The organism is Rivibacter subsaxonicus (genome assembly GCF_004217215.1).
In the GTDB taxonomy this organism is placed as follows: domain Bacteria; phylum Pseudomonadota; class Gammaproteobacteria; order Burkholderiales; family Burkholderiaceae_C; genus Rivibacter; species Rivibacter subsaxonicus.
Map to the genome: position 1 here is coordinate 620,850 of NZ_SHKP01000005.1, position 17,162 is coordinate 638,011.

The following is a 17,162-nucleotide window of genomic DNA, read 5'->3' on the forward strand; positions in this document are numbered from 1 at the left end:
ACGGCGATGACGCGAAGGATCCCGCAGTCGGTCCGGGCCCTGCTGGTGGCGTGCGCGCTGCTTGGCGGCGCTGCGGCCGCGGCGGCTACCGCGCCCGCGCCCGCCACGGCCGCTGCTTCGGCCACCGCGCATGCGCGCGGGCTCGCAACGCAGGAGCGCATCCTCGCCTTCGAACAGGCCGGCCGGGCCCGACCCAAGGAGGTTGCCGGCCAGCTGCGCCAGCTGCTGGCGACGATGCTGGCCGACGATCCGCGGCGCTCCGAGGCACTGCAGGTGCTGGGGCTGATGTTTGCCCTCGGTGGCGATGCCACCGCCGCGCGTGGCGTGGCCGACGAGCTGGCGCGACTGGGCAGCGACGATCCGACCGGCCTCGCGCTGCCGGCCGCCGACCTGGTGCGTGGCGGCGCCACTGCGGCCGCGGGCGAGCCGCTGCGCCAGGCCGACCGGCTCATCGCCAGCGCGCTCGACCGCCTGCCGGCCGACGTGCCGGGCCGGGTGCGGCTGCGCTTCCTCGCCAAGCACGCCGACATCAAGGGCGACATGGGCGAGTTCGACGCCGCGCTGCAGCTGCACCAGGAAGCGCTGCGGCTGGCCGACGCCGAAGGCGCCGACTGGCAGCGGGTCGACCAGCGCGCCGCGCTGGCCTACCTGTGCTTCCGCATCGGCCAGCGCGATCGCGGCCGCCAGCTCATCGACGAGGCTCGTGCGATGGGCGAGTTGATCGGCGACCATCTGAGCCTGTCGACGGTTCACAACATCGACGGCATGCTGCTGCAGGGGGTCGGCGATCCGGTGCTGGAGCTGCGCGCGATGGAGCGCGCGCTCGAGCAGGCGCGCCTGGCGCAGGCGCCGCGGGCCGAGCTGGTGATGCTCGGCAACATGGCCGACTACCACCTGCAGCGCGGCCACTACGAGCTGGCGCTGCGCACCGCGCGCAGCGTGCTGCCGATGGCGCGCGCCGCGCGCAGCACCGACGCCGAGGTCGCGGCGCTGGCCAACATGGGCCTCGCGCTGATCTCGCTGCACCGCAAGGGCGAAGGCATGCGCTACGTGCGCGAATCGCTCGCGATCGACGAGCGGCGCGGCGCCGTCAGCAGCATGAAGGACATGCACGGGGAACTCGGCCGCTACCTCGAGCAGGCTGGCGAGCTGCGCGATGCCTACGCCGCCTACCAGCGCTACCGGGCCCTCGCCGACGAGGTGCTGCGACGCGACCAGCAGCAGGTCGTGCTCGAGCTGCAGGAGCGCTTCGACGACGAGAACCGCACCCGCGCGCTGGCGCTGCTGCGCAGCGACAACGCGCTCAATGCCGAGCAGCTGCGTACCCGCCAGCTGCAGCAGCGGCTGTGGGCGGCGGCGGCGCTGGCCGCGGCCGCATCGATGCTGCTCGCGCTGTGGGCGGTACGTCGCCTGCGCCGTGCCAACCAGAAGCTCGAGCAGGGCAACCGCCTGCTGCAGCAGCAGAGCGAACGCGATGCGCTGACCGGCCTGGCCAACCGCCACCAGGTGCGCCAGCGGCTGGAGAGCGAGTCCGACGCGCAGGGCCTGCAGGCCAGCCTGTTCATGATCGACCTCGACCACTTCAAGGTCGTCAACGACCGCCTCGGTCACGCCAGCGGCGACAAGGTGCTCGAAGCCATCGCGCGCCGGCTCGAACCGGTGGTGCGCGAGCGCGACCTGGTGGCGCGCTGGGGCGGCGAGGAGTTCGTCGTCATCGCCTGGGGCCTGCCGGCCGAGGCCGGACGCGCGCTGGCGCGGCGGCTGCTGGCTGCGATCTGCGCCGAGGACATCGTCGTCGATGGTCGCGCGCTGCGCGTGACGGCGTCCATCGGGCATGCCAGCTTCCCGCTCGCGCCGGCGGCCGAGCCGACGCCGTGGCCGGTGGCGATCGAGCTGGTCGATGCCGCGCTCTACCTGGCCAAGGCACGCGGGCGCAACGTGGCGGTCGGCATCGAGGCACTCGCCGATCCGGCGCGCGACGCCGGCCCGCAGGCGTTGCTGGCGCTGGCGCAGGAACTCGAGGCCGCGTGGCGTGAAGCTCGCATCAGCCTCGCCTTCGATGCCGGCCCCGAGGCCGGACGCGATGCGGCGCCGGCGCCCTCCGCCATCGAGTCGCGCCTGTCGGCGCTGGAGTCGCGCGAATGATCGGTGCGTGGCGCTCGGGCCTTGGCTGGCGCCTGGCGGCGCTGTGCCTGGTCGCGCTCGGCGCCTGGCTGCCCGCCCACGCCGCCGGGCCCGACTGGCAGCAGCGCCTGGACCACTGGGTGCGCGCCGGCTTCGACCACCCCGACGATGCCCTGGCGGCGCTCCAGCGCGACGAGCTCTGGCTCGACACGCCCGAGTGGGCGCGCCTGGCCGCGCAGGGCAGCGTGCTTGCGCGCGACGGCCAGGGCGACCGCGACGCGCGCGCACTGGCCATCGCCGAGCGTCTGCGCGGTGCCGCCGAGCGCGGCGACCAGCGCCTGATCATGGCCGGCGCCAAGCTGGTCGACGCGATCCGTTTCGAGCGCCAGGGCCGCTTCGAGATGGCCGCGCCGCACGCGCTGGCGGCGCTCGAGGAGTTCACCGCGGCCTGCGTGCGCGACGATGGCCAACCGACCCCCGAGGGTTGCGACCACCGTATCGCGTGGCGGGCGCGCCAGATCCTGTCGCTGAACGCCTTGCGGCTGGGCGTGCGGGTCGATGCGCAGGCGCAGCTGGAGGCCGCGATGCGCGTGGCGCGACAGGCCGGCGACACCTATCGCGAGGCGCTGTCGCTGGCGCTGCTGGCCGGCCTGCAGGCCCAGGGCGGCGAGCTCGAGCGCGCCGTGGTCAATCTGGAGCAGGCGCGCCAGCTGGCGCGCGGCCTGCCGGGTGCCGATGACCTGCTGGTGCGCCTGAAGATCAGCGAGGCGCGACTGGCGAGCGCGCGCGGCAAGTCGCGCGAGAGCATCGAGCACCTGCTGCAGGCGCGCACCCGCGCCGAGAACGCCGGCCTCGAGCGCACCCAGGCGATGGTGCAGGCCAACCTCAGCGACGAATGGATCCGTGCCGGCCGCCCCGAGGAGGCGCTGGTGGCGGCCGAGTTCGCGCTGCCGGTGGCGCTGGCCCACCAGGAGTCGCGCAGCGAGCGCGTGGTCCGCCACAACATCGTGCTGGCGCGGCTGGCGCTCGGCCAACTGGAGCCGGCGCGGCGCGAACTGGAGAACGTGCTCGCGCTGTGGCACGCCAGCGGCGCCCCGGGCGACGAGGCGATCGCCCTGCGCGAGTTCGCCGACGCCCTGGCCGCGGCCGGCGACGCCAAGACGGCGCTCGCGCTCTACCACCGCGAACGCGAACTCAGCGCCGAGATCGCTCGCCTCAATCGCGACAGCGTGCTGCGCGAACTGCGCACGAGCAACGACCAGGCTGCCAAGCAGCGCGAGATCGAGCTGCTGCGCAAGGAGGCCGAGGTGCAGGAAGCCCAGCTCGCCAACCGCGGCCTGCTGCAATCGCTGTGGGCGCTGGCCGCCTTCGGCATGCTGCTGGCGTTGCTGGGGCTGGGGCTGCTGGTGGGCCGCGTGCGGCGCGCGCGCGCGCGGCTGGTGCGGCGCCGGGCGCGCCTGCGTACGCAGAGCGAGCGCGACGCGCTCACCGGTCTCGCCAACCGCCACTACGCGCTGGGGCAGGTGCGCGTTCGTGGCCTGATGCAGCAGTACGCGGGCGCGCTGCTGGTGCTCGACATCGACCACTTCAAGCGCATCAATGACGATCATGGCCACGCCGTCGGCGACGCCGTGCTGGTCGAGGTGGCGGCGCGACTGGCCGACGTGCTGCGCGACGAAGACCTCGCGGTGCGCTGGGGCGGCGAGGAGTTCCTGGTGATCGCGCCGACCCTGCCGGCCGCGCGCACCGCCTTGCTGGCCGAACGCATTCGCCGCTCGGTGGGGCGCACGGCCGTGCGCTTCGGCGCCGGCGCGATCGAGGTCACCGTCTCGGTCGGCCATGCCCATTTCCCGCTGCGCCGGCGCAGCAGCGGCGTGCAGGACGCGCCACCACTGGGCTGGGAGCGCGCGTTGAACCTGGTCGACCTGCTGCTCTACGCGGCCAAGGCGCGCGGGCGCAACAGCACGGTCGGCATCGAGAGCATCGAGGCCACCGACGAAGCGGCGCTGGTGGCGATCGAGCGCGAATTTGGCGCCGCCTGTCTCGACGGCCGGGTCCAGCTGTCGGCGACCGGTCCGGCCGCGCGCGGCATCGGGGCGGTGCCGACGCCGGCGATGGCCTGAGAGGGCCGGGCTCGGCGCCCGCCGAGCCGTCCCCAAGGTCGCGAGCGCCCCTCGGGGGCAGCGAACCTCGTGAACGCTGGGCCGTATCAGGCCGGTCGCATCAGGCCCAGGCGCTCGATCAGCACCTTCTCGCGCGCCATCGTCTCGCGCGCGAAGCGGGTGTAGCCGGCCGGGTCCATCGGCATCAGCTGCTGGTCGTAGCGGGCCAGCGCCTCGACGTGGTTGGGCTGCTCCATCGCCTTCTTCACCACGCCGTAGATGCGCTGTACCAGCTTCGGATCCATGCCCTTCGGCCCGCCCAGTCCGTAGGGCGAGGCCTGCACGATCGGCAGCCCGAGCTCCTTGAGCGTGGGCGCGTCGGGAAACTTCGCCAGTCGCTGCTCGCCCCAGGTGTTGAGCAGGCGCAGCTTGCCGGAGTTCACGTGCGGCGCAAAGCCGGTCGAGTCGGCCGCCGCCATCAACTGACCACCGAGGATCGCCTGCATCAGGTCGGCGCTGCCCTTGTAGGGAATGTGGTTCAGCTCGAGGTTCAGGCGCTGCGCGATGTCTTCCATCGTCAGGTGCGGGCTGGTCAGCACGCCGGTCGAGCCGTAGCTGAGCTTGCCCGGGTTGGCGCGCGCCCAGCCGACGAAGTGGGTCCAGGTCTTCAGCGGCGAGTCGGCCGGCACCACCACGCCGAAGGCGTAGCCGGTGATGCCGATGAGGTAGCTGATATCGGTGGCCGGATCCCAGGCGATCTTCTGCGTGAACGGCAGGCGGAACACGCCGAGCGGGATCTGCGCCAGCGTGTGGCCGTCGGGCGGTGCGAGTTGCAACTGCTGGGCCGGCAGCGTGCCGCCGGCGCCGGGGCGGTTGTCGACCAGGACTTGCTGGCCGGTCGCCTTGGCGATGTTCTCGGCCAGGACGCGCATCGTCAGGTCGGTCGGTCCGCCGGCCGGGAACGCGATCATCAGCTTGACCGGCTGCTTCGGCCACTGGGCCTGGGCGTGCAGCGCGGGCGTGGCGAGCGCAACGGGCGAAGCGCCGGCCAGCTTGATCAGCGTGCGACGTCGAAGCATGGATGTCTCCTCGTGAGTGGTGCGGCAGCATCCACCGCGTGCCGGCGCGCCGCATCGGGGATTGGCCTGAGCCGGCGCCGGGCGTCACCCCGCACACTGCGGGCATCACCGCCGCCGAGGAGAGTCGCTCATGTGGACCCGTCGCAACGCCCTGTGCCTGCTGCTGCTGGCTTTCGCCGCCGGCGCCCACGCCCAGTCGGGCTGGCCGAGCAAACCGATCCGGCTCGTGGTGCCCTTCGCGGCCGGTGGCACGACCGACATCCTCGCGCGTTCGCTCGCCCCCGAACTGCAGAAGGCGCTCGGCCAGCCGGTGGTGGTCGACAACAAGCCCGGTGCCGGCGGCAACCTCGGCGCCGCCGAGGTCGCCCGTGCCGCGCCCGATGGCCACACGCTGCTGATGGGCACCGTCGGCACCCAGTCGATCAACGCCGCGCTGTATCCCAAGCTGCCCTACGACCCGGTGAAGGACTTCGCGCCGATCACGCTGGTGGCCGGCGTGCCCAACGTGCTGGTGATGAACCCGGCCCGGGCCGAGGCGCTGGGCATCAAGGACGTGCCGAGCCTGATCGCCTACGCGAAGAAGAATCCCGGCAAGCTCAACATGGCGAGCTCGGGCAACGGCACCTCGATCCACCTCTCGGGCGAGCTGTTCAAGAGCAGCACCGGCACCTTCATGCTGCACTTTCCCTACCGCGGCTCGGGGCCGGCGCTGATCGACCTGATCGGCGGCACCATGGACCTGATGTTCGACAACCTGCCCTCCTCGATGCCGCACATCAAGGCCGGCAAGCTCAAACCGCTGGCGGTGACCAGCGCGGTGCGCTCGAGCGCCCTGCCCGACACGCCAACCATCGCCGAGGCCGGCCCGGTCAAGGGCTTCGAGGCGAGCAGCTGGTTCGGCCTGCTGGCGCCGGCCGGCACGCCGCCCGAGATCGTCAACCGCCTGCAGCAGGAAACCGCCAAGGCCCTGGCCAGCCCGGCGCTGCGCGAGCGGCTGCAGGCCCAGGGCGCGATTCCCGGCGGCGGCACGCCGGCCGAGTTCGCCAAGCAGATCGCGGCCGAGTCCAAGAAGTGGGCCGAGGTGGTGCGCGTTTCCGGCGCCCAGGTCGACTAGGGCCGATGCGGCGTCAACGATGAACCGGACGCTGCGCCGCCTGCTGCTGGCCGTCACGCTGCTGGCGCTGCTGTTCGCGCTGGTGCTGCTGGCGGCGGCGATCGCCCAGCTCGGCGATCTGGCGGCGCGGCTGCATCCGGGCTTCGGCGTCGTGGTCTGGTGCGTACTCGGCGGCGGCTTCGCGCTGTTGCTGGCGACGCCGGTCTGGCTGTTCTTCCGCCTGCCACCCCCGCTGGTGCCGCCCGAACATGCCGACGGTCCGGAGCACGCCGCCTACTTGCAGGCCTTGCGTGCGCGGCTGCGGAGCAATCCGATCCTGGAGGGCCGGCCGCTCGACAGCGACGCCGAGCTGGAGGACGCGCTGGCGCTGCTGGCGCGCGAGGCCGATCGCGTCACCCGCGAGGCCGCGCGGATCGTCTTCATCGCTACCGCGGTGATGCAGAACGGCCGGCTCGACGGGCTGATGGTCTTTGCCGCCCAGTGCCGGCTGGTGTGGCAGATCGCCACGCTCTACCTGCAGCGGCCGACGCCGCGACAGATGCTCTACCTCTATTCCAACGTCGCCGTGACCGCGCTGGCCGCGAGCGCGATCGACGAGATCGACTTCTCGCAGATCGTCACGCCGATCGTGCTGGCCGCGGCGCCCTCGGCCGGCGGCGCAGTGCCGGGGCTGCAGGGGCTCAGCGCGCTGCTCGTCAACTGCCTCGCGCATGGCAGCGCCAACGCGGTGCTGACGCTGCGCGTCGGCGCCGTGGCGCGGCGCTACTGCGGCGCCACCGTCCGTCCCGACCGTGCCGATGTGCGCCGCAGCGCCAGCCTCGAGGCGCTGCAGCATGTGGGCCGGATCGTGCGCGAGAACGGCAGCCAGGTGGCGCGCAGCGTGTGGAAGTCGGTCACCGGCGTGGCTGGCGGCGGCTTCGACAGCGCGGTCGAGGGCACGCGGCGGCTCGGTTCGTCGATCGCCGGGCGTTTCCGGCGCTCGCCGCGGGAGGCGCCCGGGCAGGAGCCGGATCCGGCTGAGGTCGCAGCGAAAGGGCCCTCCGCTGGCGTTGACAGGCCCTAGAGAGGCGCCGCAACTCCTCGCGCGCCATCGCGGCTAAACTCACCGGGTAGGAATACCCAAGAACGTCGGCAAGAAAGAGCGGCCCGCGCCCGGCCTCACGGCCCCGGCCCGGATCGAGATTCCCCTCGGTGATGGCTTGCGTGTCTCTGCACTGCGTCGGCATGTGCTGCGCATCACTGATAGAGGAAATTTTGATATGACCACCCAGACCGGCATCGTGAAATGGTTCAACGAAGGCAAGGGCTTCGGCTTCATCGCCCCTGACGACGGCGGCAAGGACCTGTTCGCGCACTTCAGCGAGATCCAGGCCGACGGCTTCAAGGTCCTGACCGAGAACCAGCGTGTCGAGTTCGTCGTCACGCAGGGCCAGAAGGGCCCGCAGGCCTCGAAGATCCGCGCGCTGTAATCCAGTCCGCACCAGAAAAAAACCGCAGCTTGCTGCGGTTTTTTCGTTTCCGGGGCTGTTCGTCTCAGCCGACGCCGGAGGTGAGCTGCGAACACACGTTGCGCCCGACCGTGGTCAGGCGCAAGCCGCCGCCGTTCCACTCGAGCCAGTCGAGCGTCACGTAGTCTTCGATGTCGTCTTCGGCAATCTGGTCGGCATGGCGCAGCTTGAGCAACTCGACGGTGGCGAGCAGGCCTTCGCGCAGGGCGACGCGGCGTACGGCGGTGAGGTCTCTCTGGGGCAGTGCCATGCGGACTCCGCTGGGAAGATCACTGACCATAGCACCGCCGGTGCGTCATGCTGGTGAGCTTGCGTGAGCGTCGCGCGGATGCTGCGGCACTTTTCGCACCGCCCGCCTACAGCTTGTGCGTCGACAGCAACAGGCTGGTCTCGGAACTGGCGATGCCGTCGACCAGCCTGATGCGGCTGAGCACGCGGTCGAAGGCCTCGAGACTGTCGGCGCGCAACTCGGCCACGATGTCCCAGCGCCCGTTGGTGGTGTGCAGTGCCTCCACCGCCGGGTCGCCGCGCAGGGTCTGAAGCACCGCGTCGGCCTTGTTGCCCTCGACCGCGATCGTGGTCAGCGCGCGGATGCGCCAAGCCTGCGCCTGCGGCTTCAGGCGCACCGTGAAGCCGACGATGGTGCCGTCGGCCAGCAGCTTGGCGAGCCGGTTCTGCACCGTGCCGCGCGCCACCTTGAGGGTCTTGGCGAGCGAGGCCACGGAGGCCCGCGCGTCCTCTCGCAACAGCGCGATCAGTTGCAGGTCCACATCGTCCATATCGATCATTTTGCTCTCGATCGCTGGCGAATTGATCTCCGCCTTGAAAGATTTGGTCTCTTTGTTGGCTTTTCTTTGACCATGAGCCTCGGGACAATGGCTGCAGGTTGTCGAAGTTCTCCCTCAGGCGTGCCACGAGCGCGACCTGTCAGGGGCACTTCAACAGCCCTGAACGCACGGCCCGCAGATGGCAGCCGTGCCCAGCCATTCAGGAGAAGAACGTGGTTGACTACATCGGCGTGTCCGACATCCAGCGCCTGGTGCGCGAAGCGGGGGCCGCGGCCTTCATGACCCAGCTCGCCGGCGAGATCGAGGCCGACTACAAGCGCTGGAACGAGTTCGAGAAGTCGGCGCGCCTCGCGAGCCACTCGGACGTCGGCGTGATCGAGCTGATGCCAACCTCCGACGGCCGGCTCTACAGCTTCAAGTACGTCAACGGCCACCCGAAGAACACGGCCGAGAAGCTGCTCACCGTGACCGCCTTCGGCGTGCTGGCCGACGTCGCCACCGGCTACCCGCTGCTGCTGAGCGAGCTCACCGTCACCACCGCGTTGCGCACCGCCGCCACCTCGGCGCTGGCCGCGCGCACGCTGGCACGCAAGAACAGCCGCGTGATGGCGCTCATCGGCAACGGCGCGCAGAGCGAGTTCCAGGCCATCGCCTTCCACGCGATGTGCGGCATCCGCGAGCTGCGTCTGTACGACGTCGATGCGCGGGCCACCGACAAGCTGCAGCGCAACCTGCGCGCCCTGCCCGAGCTGGCCGACCTGCGCATCATCAAGGCGGCCTCGACGGCCGAAGCGGTCAAGGGTGCCGACATCGTGACCACGGTCACCGCCGACAAGCGCAACGCGGTCATCCTGACGCCCGAGATGATCGAGCCCGGCATGCACATCAACGGCGTCGGCGGCGACTGCCCCGGCAAGACCGAGCTGCATGGCGACATCCTGCGCCGTGCCGACGCGCGCGTGATCGTCGAGTACACGCCGCAGTCGCGCGTCGAGGGCGAGATCCAGCAGATGCCGGCCGACTTCCCGGTCACCGAACTGGCCGACGTGCTGCAGGGCAAGGCGGTGGGGCGCGGCTCGGACGCCCAGGTGACGATTTTCGACTCGGTCGGCTTCGCGCTCGAGGACTATTCCGCGCTGCGCTACCTGCACCAGCTGGTGCAGGGCCGCAACCCGCGTCGCATCGACCTGGTGCCGGCGCTCGACGACCCGAAGGACCTGTTCGGGCTGGTCGCTTCGCAGCCGGGCGGCACCAGGCTGCGGCGCGTCGCCTGAGGGCGTAGCAGGGAGTGATCGAAGGAGCGGGGCCGGCAGGCCCCGTTTGCGTTGGCGCGCAGCCGGCAGCCAGTGCCGATACCCGCGTGCGCGTCGCGGCGGGCATTGATCTTCGATCGTCGCGGGTTCAAATTCGGCGCTGGGAATTGCCATGACCAGCGTGACCGACATCCTGCGGGCCAAGCCCGACCCGACCGTCTACACCATCGGGCCGGCGGCCGCGGTGTTCGACGCGGTCGGGCTGATGGTCGCCAGGAACATCGGCGCGCTGGTGGTCGTCGAACAGGACCAGGTGGTCGGTATCGTCACCGAGCGCGAGGTCGCGCGCCAGGTGATCGTCGACGCCGTTCCGGCCAGGCAGCTGGCGGTGCGCGCCATCATGCAGGCTCCGGTGATGATCGTTTCACCCCAGCGGACCAGCGAAGAATGCATGGCGCTGATGACCGAGCACCGCCTGCGCCACCTGCCGGTCATCGACGACGGCGGCCGGCTGTGCGGCCTGGTCTCGATCGGCGACCTGGTCAAGGACATCATCTCCGAGCAGAAGTTCATCATCGAGCAGCTCGAGCGCTACATCGCCGGCCAGCGCGCGTGAACGCGCCCGGTGCGGCCCGCGCCCGCACGCACCCGACGTGGCGCTGCCGCCTACTGCAGTCTGATCTCGCCGTCGAACTCGCGCTTCAGCCCGAGCCCGGCGATCTCCAGCCGCACGCTGGCCGCCAGCGTCTCGGTGCCGCTGATGGCGCCGCTGGCGATCGCGGCCGCGATGGCCTGCTCGATCTCGCGCTGCGAGCCGACGCCGACCATCTTCAGGAACTTGCGGATGCTCAGGTTGAGCGCTTCTTCGTCCATCGCGATCTCCGCCATGCCGGTGGTCCCGGATCAGTGATGCGCTGAGCGGCAGAAGCTGCCGTGACGGGCCGGGCTCATCAGCGCGTGGAACTGCTCGTGCGACATGCGCAGCAGGCGCACATGGTCGCCACCCTCCATGTAGACCACGGGCATGGCCTCGAGCTCCTCGTCGATGATGGTCTCGATGCCCCAGGCCATGCCGACCGGCGGCACGGCGCCGCGCTGGCAGTCGTCGAACAGCGTGGCGATGCGATCCTCGTCGGCCAGGTGCAGTTCCTTGCGTCCGAGCAGGTGGGCCAGCTCGCCGAGCATGACCATCCTGTCGGCCGGCACGACCGCCATCAGGCAGCCTGAGTCGTCCTCGAGGATGACCGGCTTGGCGAGTTGGTGCGGTTGCACGCGCCCGGTGCGGGCGGTCTCCGCGCTGCTGTGGCTGGGGGCGTGCGCCAGAACCTCGTAGCTCGCGCCACGCTGCTCGAGGTAGCTCGACAGACGCGAAGGAATCGACATGAGGGCCTCCTTGCGCGGGACGGCGCCGCGGCCGGTCGCCAGGCCACCGTGCCCGTCGACTTCCAGTTTGGTCGATGGCGGCGCGGATCGCCAGCCGGATCCGAGCTTCCCGAATCCTTCAGTCCGGCATGACCTTGTGGTTGGCCATCAGCTCCAGCGCCCGCACCAGCGCCGAGTGGTCGAGCTGACCCTCGCCGTTGGCGGCGCAGGCGTTCATCAGCTGCGCCGCCCCGGCGGTCTGCGGCAGGGCGACGCCGAGCGCGCGCGCGCCGGCCAGCGCCAGGTTCAGGTCCTTCTGGTGCAGCCCGATGCGGAATCCCGGCGCGAAGCTCCGCTTGATCATCCGCTCGCCATGCACCTCGAGGATGCGGCTGGCGGCGAAGCCGCCCATCAGCGCCGCGCGCACCTTGGCCGGGTCGGCCCCGGCCTTGCTGGCAAAGACCAGCGCCTCGCCGACCGCGGCGATGTTGAGCGCGACGATGATCTGGTTGGCGACCTTGCAGGTCTGGCCGTCACCGTTGCCGCCGACCAGGGTGATGTTCTTGCCCATCAGCTCGAACAGCGGCCTGACCCGCTCGAAGGCGGCCTCGGGCCCGCCGACCATGATGGTCAGGCTGGCGGCCTTGGCGCCGACCTCGCCGCCCGAGACCGGGGCGTCGAGGTAGTCGCAGCCGAGCGCGTTGATCTTCTGCGCGAAGGCCTTGGTCTCGATCGGGGAGATCGAGCTCATGTCGACCACGGTCTTGCCCGGGCTCAGGCCGGCCGCGACGCCGGCGTCGCCGAACAGCACCGCTTCGACATCGGGGGTGTCGGGCACCATCGTGAAGATGATGTCGGCGGCCTCGGCCACGGCCTGGTTGCTGGCGCAGGCGGTGGCGCCGGCCTCGGTGATGGCTGCCGGCAACTGGCTGCGGCTGTGGACGAAGAGCTGGTGCCCGGCCTTGATCAGGTGGCCGCACATCGGTGCGCCCATGATGCCGAGGCCGATGAATCCGAGTTTCATGGCGAGGTCCTGTGCAGTGGAATCAGTAGCCGCCGCTGGCGGCGGGGGTGGGTCGGGTGCGCATCTTGGCGACCACCTGCTGCGCGCCGGCGGCCATCAGCCGCGCGTCGGAGCTGACGGTGACGAACTGGAAGCCCTTGGCGATGCGCTCGAGCGCCTTCTCCGGGGTTCCGTTGTGGATGCCGGCGACGATGCCATGTGCCTTGGCGCGCTCGAGGATGTGGTCGATTGCCTCGGCCGCCTTCGGGTCGACGTCGTCGAAGGTCGGGGTGCAGCCCAGCGCGAGCGAGAGGTCCGAGGGGCCGATGTAGATCGCATCCAACCCCTCGACCGAGAGGATGGCGTCGAGGTTGTCGAGCGCCTGGGCGGTCTCGATCATCGCGAAGCTGACGATGGTGTCGTTGGCGTGCTGCGGGTAGTCGGCCCCGCCGTAGAGCAGCGCCCGCACCGGGCCGAAGCTGCGCGTGCCGCGCGGCGCGTAGTGCGTGTAGGCGACCAGCTTCTGCGCGTCCTCGCGCGTGTTGACCATCGGGCAGATCACACCGTAGGCGCCGGCGTCCAGCGTCTTCATCAGGATGCCGGGTTCGAGCCAGGGCACGCGCACCACCGGCACCGTCGGCGTGGTCGAGATCGCCTGCAGCATCGGGATCAGCGCCTGGTAGTCGACCACGCCATGCTGCAGGTCGATGGTCAGCGAATCCCAGCCCTGGTGGGCCATGGTCTCGGCCGAGAAGCTGTTCGGGATCGCGAGCCAGCCGTTGAGCGCGGCGCCGCCGCTCTTCCACAACTCGCGCAGGCGGTTCTGTCTCATGGTGTGTGTGTCCGTTCAGGTTTCAGGGCAGCGGCGCCGCGCTCAGCAGCGCGCGGCCCGCGAAGAAGGCGGCGAGGTTGTCGACGACGCGATCGGCCATCGCCTGGCGCGTCTCGCGCGTGGCGCTGGCCACGTGCGGCAGCAGCACGACGTTTTCGAGTTCGAACAGCGCTGGCGGCACGTTCGGCTCGCTGTCGAAGACGTCGAGCCCGGCGCCGGCGATGCGCCTTTCGACCAGCGCCTTCACGAGCGCGGCCTCGTCGACCACCGAGCCGCGCGCGACGTTGATCAGGAAGCCGTCGGGCCCGAGCGCGTCGAGCACCTCGGTGTTGACGAGATGGCGCGTGCCGGCGCCGCCGGCAGTGATCACGATCAGGTAGTCGGCCCAGCGCGCCAGCTCGACGAGCGCGGGCTCGTGCCGCCACGGCGCGTCGGCCACCGGCCGGCGCGAGTGGTAGCGGATGTCCATCTCGAAGCCGGTCGCGCGCTTGGCAATCGTCTGGCCGATGCGCCCGAGCCCGACGATGCCGAGCCTGGCGCGGCTGACCTTGCGGCCGAGCGGGAAACTCGCCTGCCCCGGCACCGCCCACGCGCCGCGCCGCACGAAGCGGTCGGCCTCGCTGACGCGCCGGGCGACGTCGAGCATCAGCGCGATGCCGAGGTCGGCGACGCAGTCATTGAGCACGTCCGGCGTGTAGCCGACCGCGATGCCGCGCGCCCTGGCGGCGGCGAGGTCGAGCCGGTCGAGGCCGACGCCAAAGCTCGAGATCATCTTGAGATTGGGCAACTGCGCGATGCGCTCGGCGCTCGCGCCGTAGACGGCCGAGGTCACCAGCGCGTCGAACGTGCCGCCCTGCGCCGCGAGAAAGGCGCCCGAATCGGCCTGCTCGACCAGGCTCGCCAGCTCGTAGTCGGCGCGCAGCCGTGCCTCGAGCGCCGGCATCATCCTGCCGGCCAGCAGCACGCGAGGCCCGGACTTCATTCGATCTTGACGCCGCCCTGCGCGACCACGGTCGCCCAGTTCTTGCGCTCGCGCTCGAAGAAGCTGCTCATCTCGGCCGGCGACATCGTGTAGACCTCGGCGCCCTGTGAGACCAGGCGCTCGCGAACCTCGGGCGAGCGGATGATGCGCGTCAGTTCGGCCGAAACCTTCGCGACCACGGCCGGCGGCGTGTTCGCCGGCATCAGCACGCCTTGCCAGGTGCCGGACTCGAAGCCCTTGACGCCCTGCTCGGCGATCGTCGGCACGTTGGCGAGCAGCGGCACCCGCGTGGCCTTGGACACGCCCAGCACCTTGAGCTTGCCGGACTGCACATGCGGCAGGGTCGCGAGCATGCCGTTCATCAGCACCTGCGTCTGGCCGCCGACGGTGTCGCCGATCGCCTGCGCGCCGCCCTTGTACGGGATGTACTGCCACTCGGCCTTGGTTGCCTTCTCGACCGCCACACCCGCCAGGTGCGGTGCGCTGCCGATCGCGGTGACCGCGAAGTTGAGCTTCTGCTTGTGCGACAGCGCGACCAGTTCCTGCAGGTTGCTCGCCGTCACCGAGGGATGCACGACGAGCAGGTGCGGCGAGTAGGCAAGCATCGCGACGGGCTTCAGGTCCTTGCTCGGGTCGAACGGCAGCTTGGCGTAGACCGAGGCGGTGATCGCGAGCGCGCCGACATCGCACAGCAGCAGCGTGTGGCCGTCATTGGCCTTGGCGACCGCGTCGGTGCCGGTGTTGCCGTTGGCGCCGGCCTTGTTCTCGACGATGACGGTTTGCTTGAGCGCATCGGACAGCGGGCCCGAGATCGCCCGCGCGATGATGTCCGACGAGCCGCCGGGCGAGTACGGCACGATGATGCGGATGGGCTTGTTCGGCCAGTTCTCGGCGGATGCCGGCAGGGCGATGGCGCACAGCAGGGTCAGGACGAGGCGCCGGGGCAGAAGCTTGCGGGTCATGGGTGTCTCGGTGAATGTGGGTCGGTGCGGGATCGGGCCATGATCTCGGTCATGTTGTATGTCATCGTACAACATGACTTGAGTATTTCAAGCACAAAGCTCCGCCTCGCGCCCCTAGCTTCAGGTCGTGGCGTCGGCCGCCCCGGCGGCGGCGCTCGCCCGGCGCCGGCGCTCCCGGCTGTTGGCCAGGTGGGTCCGCATCGCCGCCCGCGCCGCCTCGGCGTCCTGGTTGACGATCGCGTCGTAGATGCTCTCGTGCTCGCCGTTCACGCGTCGCAGGTAGCCGCGCCGCTCCTCGCTGAGCGGCTCGACGGCGGCCGGGGCGGCGGCGGCTTCGAGGCGCGCGCGCGGGATGATCATCGTGCCCAGGCTGGCCATCAGCTCGGCGAAATGCTCGTTCTGGGTGGCGCGTGCGATCTCGAGATGGAACTGGAAATCAGGCCCGACGGCGTCGCGCCCGGCCTCGGTCGCGGCGGCAAAGGCGTCCAGCGCATGGCGCATGTTCCTGAGGTTCTCCGCGCTGCGCCGCCCCGCGGCCAGCCCGGCGGCCTCGGTCTCGACGCCGATGCGCAGCTCCAGCACCGCGATCACGTCGCGCAGCGTCGCGAACTGCTCGGGCGCTATGCGAAAGCTCGCCGAATCGCCGAGGCCGACGACGAAGGTGCCGATCCCGTGGCGCGTGCTCACGAGACCCGAGGCCTGCAGCTTGGAGATGGCCTCGCGCACCACGGTCCGGCTGACGCCGAACTCCTGCATGATCGCCGCCTCGGTCGGCAGCTTGTCGCCCGCCGCCAGCCGGCCGTCGCGTATGCGGTCGCCGAGCGCGTCCACCAGTTCCAGGGCCAGGGTGCGCGGGCGGCGTCGAGCGACTAGTACGGCGTCCATGTTCGGGTTTTCCCTTTGAGGCCGGCGATTGACAAGCAGGCGGTCATCGCCAAGTATAGTTGTACGACAACTGACGACAAGTCCAAACACGGGCCAAGCTTGCGATCCGCGATCGGGGCCCGATTCTGAACCGCGCCTGCCCTGCCTCGCCCCGCGCAGCCGCCACATCGGGAACCCTCCAATGCTCACTCGCCGTGCCCTGGTCGCCGCCGCGACCCTCTTCGCCGCCTCCGGCCTCGCCCTGGCCCAGGACGCCTGGCCGAGCAAGCCGATCCGGCTCGTCGTGCCCTTCGCGCCCGGCGGCACCTCGGACGTGCTGGCGCGCGCCATCGCCGAACGCCTGCAAGGCGCGCTCAAGCAGACCGTCGTGGTCGAGAACAAGGCCGGCGCCGGCGGCGTGATCGGTGCCGACAGCGTCGCCAAGTCGGCGCCTGACGGCTACACGCTGCTGCTCGGCACCATCGCCAGCCACGCGATCAACCCGGCGTTGATGCCCAAGATGCCCTACGACGCGAGCAAGGACTTCGCGCCGATCATCCTGCTCGGCACGATCCCGAACGTGCTGCTGACCGGCGCCAGCCAGCCCTACAAGTCGGTCAAGGACGTGATCGCCGCGGCCAAGGCCAAGCCCGACACGATCACCTTCGCCTCGGCCGGCCAGGGCAGCTCGCAGCACATGTCGGGCGAGACCTTCAAGCTGCTGGCCGGCGCCGACCTCGCGCACGTGCCCTACAAGGGCAGCGCGCCGGCGATCCAGGATCTGATCGGCGGCCAGGTGCCGCTGAGCTTCGAGACCGTGACCGTGGCACTGCCGCACATCCAGTCGGGCAAGGTGCGCGCGCTGGCGGTGACCTCGGCCAAGCGCAGCCCGGCGCTGCCCGAGGTGCCGACGCTGCAGGAGGCCGGCGTCGCCGGCTTCGACGTGTCGAGCTGGCAGGCGCTCTACGCGCCGGCCGGCACGCCGGCGCCGATCGTGCAGCGGCTGAACGCGGAGGTCGAGAAGATCATCGCCCAGCCCGACATCAAGGCCAGGTTCGAGACGCTCGGGCTGCAGCATCAGCCGAACACGCCGGCCGACTTCGCCACCTTCGGCAAGAGCGAGATCGCCAAGTGGACCAAGGTGGTCAAGGACGGCAACGTCCGGCCCGAGTGAGCCGCCACGGAGGAA

Annotated in this window: 18 protein-coding genes; 8 read left to right on the forward strand and 10 right to left on the reverse strand. The window is 70.8% G+C overall.

Features of this window, described 5'->3' with window-relative positions:
• Positions 1-6 precede the first annotated feature (6 nt).
• A complete protein-coding gene (locus EV670_RS08820) occupies positions 7-2,145 on the forward strand; it encodes a GGDEF domain-containing protein (RefSeq protein ID WP_130431466.1) in 2,139 nt (712 codons plus the stop codon).
• Entirely contained in the window at positions 2,142-4,247 is a 2,106-nt protein-coding gene (locus EV670_RS08825; protein ID WP_130431467.1) for a GGDEF domain-containing protein, read from the forward strand. The genes EV670_RS08820 and EV670_RS08825 overlap by 4 nt, the downstream gene beginning before the upstream one ends.
• An 86-nt stretch (positions 4,248-4,333) precedes the next feature.
• Here the strand turns inward: EV670_RS08825 and EV670_RS08830 are convergent, their stop codons facing one another.
• The gene (locus EV670_RS08830) at positions 4,334-5,305 is read right to left on the reverse strand and encodes a Bug family tripartite tricarboxylate transporter substrate binding protein (protein WP_130431468.1); all 972 of its coding nucleotides are present in this window, start codon (positions 5,303-5,305) and stop codon (positions 4,334-4,336) included.
• A 130-nt stretch (positions 5,306-5,435) separates the two neighbouring features.
• Between EV670_RS08830 and EV670_RS08835 the strand changes: the two genes are divergently transcribed.
• The 3 genes from EV670_RS08835 (at position 5,436) to cspE (ending at position 7,888) form a co-directional block, all read left to right on the forward strand.
• Positions 5,436-6,419, forward strand: a complete 984-nt coding sequence (locus EV670_RS08835) for a Bug family tripartite tricarboxylate transporter substrate binding protein (protein ID WP_130431469.1) — start codon at positions 5,436-5,438, stop codon at positions 6,417-6,419.
• 19 nt (positions 6,420-6,438) lie between these two features.
• Positions 6,439-7,482 carry a DUF697 domain-containing protein gene (locus EV670_RS08840; protein WP_130431470.1) on the forward strand — a complete coding sequence of 348 codons (1,044 nt, stop codon included), beginning with the start codon at positions 6,439-6,441 and terminating at the stop codon, positions 7,480-7,482.
• A gap of 196 nt (positions 7,483-7,678) precedes the next feature.
• Complete coding sequence (gene cspE / locus EV670_RS08845; protein ID WP_130431471.1) at positions 7,679-7,888, forward strand: transcription antiterminator/RNA stability regulator CspE; 210 nt, start codon at positions 7,679-7,681, stop codon at positions 7,886-7,888.
• 64 nt (positions 7,889-7,952) lie between these two features.
• Here cspE and EV670_RS08850 read toward each other — a convergent pair whose 3' ends face one another.
• Together EV670_RS08850 and EV670_RS08855 are read right to left on the reverse strand one after the other, a co-directional pair.
• A complete protein-coding gene (locus EV670_RS08850) occupies positions 7,953-8,177 on the reverse strand; it encodes a hypothetical protein (protein ID WP_242616886.1) in 225 nt (74 codons plus the stop codon).
• A gap of 106 nt (positions 8,178-8,283) precedes the next feature.
• Positions 8,284-8,706 carry an Lrp/AsnC family transcriptional regulator gene (locus EV670_RS08855; RefSeq protein WP_130431707.1) on the reverse strand — a complete coding sequence of 141 codons (423 nt, stop codon included), beginning with the start codon at positions 8,704-8,706 and terminating at the stop codon, positions 8,284-8,286.
• A 221-nt stretch (positions 8,707-8,927) separates the two neighbouring features.
• On the opposite strand from EV670_RS08855, the gene EV670_RS08860 reads away from it, so the two are divergent.
• Both EV670_RS08860 and EV670_RS08865 read left to right on the forward strand, forming a co-directional pair.
• The gene (locus EV670_RS08860; protein WP_130431473.1) at positions 8,928-9,989 is read left to right on the forward strand and encodes an ornithine cyclodeaminase; all 1,062 of its coding nucleotides are present in this window, start codon (positions 8,928-8,930) and stop codon (positions 9,987-9,989) included.
• 151 nt (positions 9,990-10,140) lie between these two features.
• Positions 10,141-10,584: a CBS domain-containing protein gene (locus EV670_RS08865; RefSeq protein WP_130431474.1), complete on the forward strand. Its 444-nt coding sequence runs from the start codon at positions 10,141-10,143 to the stop codon at positions 10,582-10,584.
• Positions 10,585-10,634: 50 nt separating this feature from the next.
• On the opposite strand, the gene EV670_RS08870 is transcribed toward EV670_RS08865, so the two are convergent.
• From EV670_RS08870 to EV670_RS08900, 7 genes are all read right to left on the reverse strand, one after another.
• On the reverse strand, positions 10,635-10,841 hold the full coding sequence (locus EV670_RS08870) for a DUF6494 family protein (protein ID WP_130431708.1): 207 nt from the start codon (positions 10,839-10,841) through the stop codon (positions 10,635-10,637).
• A 30-nt stretch (positions 10,842-10,871) separates the two neighbouring features.
• On the reverse strand, positions 10,872-11,351 hold the full coding sequence (locus EV670_RS08875; RefSeq protein ID WP_130431475.1) for an aminoacyl-tRNA deacylase: 480 nt from the start codon (positions 11,349-11,351) through the stop codon (positions 10,872-10,874).
• A 118-nt stretch (positions 11,352-11,469) separates the two neighbouring features.
• Complete coding sequence (glxR, locus tag EV670_RS08880; protein ID WP_130431476.1) at positions 11,470-12,354, reverse strand: 2-hydroxy-3-oxopropionate reductase; 885 nt, start codon at positions 12,352-12,354, stop codon at positions 11,470-11,472.
• 22 nt (positions 12,355-12,376) lie between these two features.
• On the reverse strand, positions 12,377-13,165 hold the full coding sequence (locus EV670_RS08885; protein ID WP_130431477.1) for an HpcH/HpaI aldolase family protein: 789 nt from the start codon (positions 13,163-13,165) through the stop codon (positions 12,377-12,379).
• A 22-nt stretch (positions 13,166-13,187) separates the two neighbouring features.
• Positions 13,188-14,147 (reverse strand): 2-hydroxyacid dehydrogenase, encoded by a 960-nt coding sequence (locus tag EV670_RS08890; protein WP_130431478.1) that lies wholly within the window; start codon positions 14,145-14,147, stop codon positions 13,188-13,190.
• Complete coding sequence (locus EV670_RS08895; RefSeq protein ID WP_130431479.1) at positions 14,144-15,109, reverse strand: Bug family tripartite tricarboxylate transporter substrate binding protein; 966 nt, start codon at positions 15,107-15,109, stop codon at positions 14,144-14,146. Before EV670_RS08895 ends, EV670_RS08890 begins: the two co-directional genes overlap by 4 nt.
• Before the next feature lie 120 nt (positions 15,110-15,229).
• The gene (locus tag EV670_RS08900; protein ID WP_130431480.1) at positions 15,230-15,994 is read right to left on the reverse strand and encodes a FadR/GntR family transcriptional regulator; all 765 of its coding nucleotides are present in this window, start codon (positions 15,992-15,994) and stop codon (positions 15,230-15,232) included.
• Positions 15,995-16,175: 181 nt separating this feature from the next.
• On the opposite strand from EV670_RS08900, the gene EV670_RS08905 reads away from it, so the two are divergent.
• The gene (locus EV670_RS08905) at positions 16,176-17,147 is read left to right on the forward strand and encodes a Bug family tripartite tricarboxylate transporter substrate binding protein (RefSeq protein ID WP_130431481.1); all 972 of its coding nucleotides are present in this window, start codon (positions 16,176-16,178) and stop codon (positions 17,145-17,147) included.
• Positions 17,148-17,162 lie beyond the last annotated feature (15 nt).

Bases quoted from the DNA above. Each gene is read 5' to 3' on its own strand.
- EV670_RS08820 (WP_130431466.1), top strand. From the start codon at position 7: ATGACGCGAAGGATCCCGCAGTCGGTCCGGGCCCTGCTGGTGGCGTGC.
- EV670_RS08825 (WP_130431467.1), top strand. From the start codon at position 2,142: ATGATCGGTGCGTGGCGCTCGGGCCTTGGCTGGCGCCTGGCGGCGCTG.
- EV670_RS08830 (WP_130431468.1), bottom strand. From the start codon at position 5,305: ATGCTTCGACGTCGCACGCTGATCAAGCTGGCCGGCGCTTCGCCCGTT.
- EV670_RS08835 (WP_130431469.1), top strand. From the start codon at position 5,436: ATGTGGACCCGTCGCAACGCCCTGTGCCTGCTGCTGCTGGCTTTCGCC.
- EV670_RS08840 (WP_130431470.1), top strand. From the start codon at position 6,439: ATGAACCGGACGCTGCGCCGCCTGCTGCTGGCCGTCACGCTGCTGGCG.
- cspE (WP_130431471.1), top strand. From the start codon at position 7,679: ATGACCACCCAGACCGGCATCGTGAAATGGTTCAACGAAGGCAAGGGC.
- EV670_RS08850 (WP_242616886.1), bottom strand. From the start codon at position 8,177: ATGGCACTGCCCCAGAGAGACCTCACCGCCGTACGCCGCGTCGCCCTG.
- EV670_RS08855 (WP_130431707.1), bottom strand. From the start codon at position 8,706: ATGGACGATGTGGACCTGCAACTGATCGCGCTGTTGCGAGAGGACGCG.
- EV670_RS08865 (WP_130431474.1), top strand. From the start codon at position 10,141: ATGACCAGCGTGACCGACATCCTGCGGGCCAAGCCCGACCCGACCGTC.
- EV670_RS08870 (WP_130431708.1), bottom strand. From the start codon at position 10,841: ATGGACGAAGAAGCGCTCAACCTGAGCATCCGCAAGTTCCTGAAGATG.
- EV670_RS08875 (WP_130431475.1), bottom strand. From the start codon at position 11,351: ATGTCGATTCCTTCGCGTCTGTCGAGCTACCTCGAGCAGCGTGGCGCG.
- glxR (WP_130431476.1), bottom strand. From the start codon at position 12,354: ATGAAACTCGGATTCATCGGCCTCGGCATCATGGGCGCACCGATGTGC.
- EV670_RS08885 (WP_130431477.1), bottom strand. From the start codon at position 13,165: ATGAGACAGAACCGCCTGCGCGAGTTGTGGAAGAGCGGCGGCGCCGCG.
- EV670_RS08890 (WP_130431478.1), bottom strand. From the start codon at position 14,147: ATGAAGTCCGGGCCTCGCGTGCTGCTGGCCGGCAGGATGATGCCGGCG.
- EV670_RS08895 (WP_130431479.1), bottom strand. From the start codon at position 15,109: ATGACCCGCAAGCTTCTGCCCCGGCGCCTCGTCCTGACCCTGCTGTGC.
- EV670_RS08900 (WP_130431480.1), bottom strand. From the start codon at position 15,994: ATGGACGCCGTACTAGTCGCTCGACGCCGCCCGCGCACCCTGGCCCTG.
- EV670_RS08905 (WP_130431481.1), top strand. From the start codon at position 16,176: ATGCTCACTCGCCGTGCCCTGGTCGCCGCCGCGACCCTCTTCGCCGCC.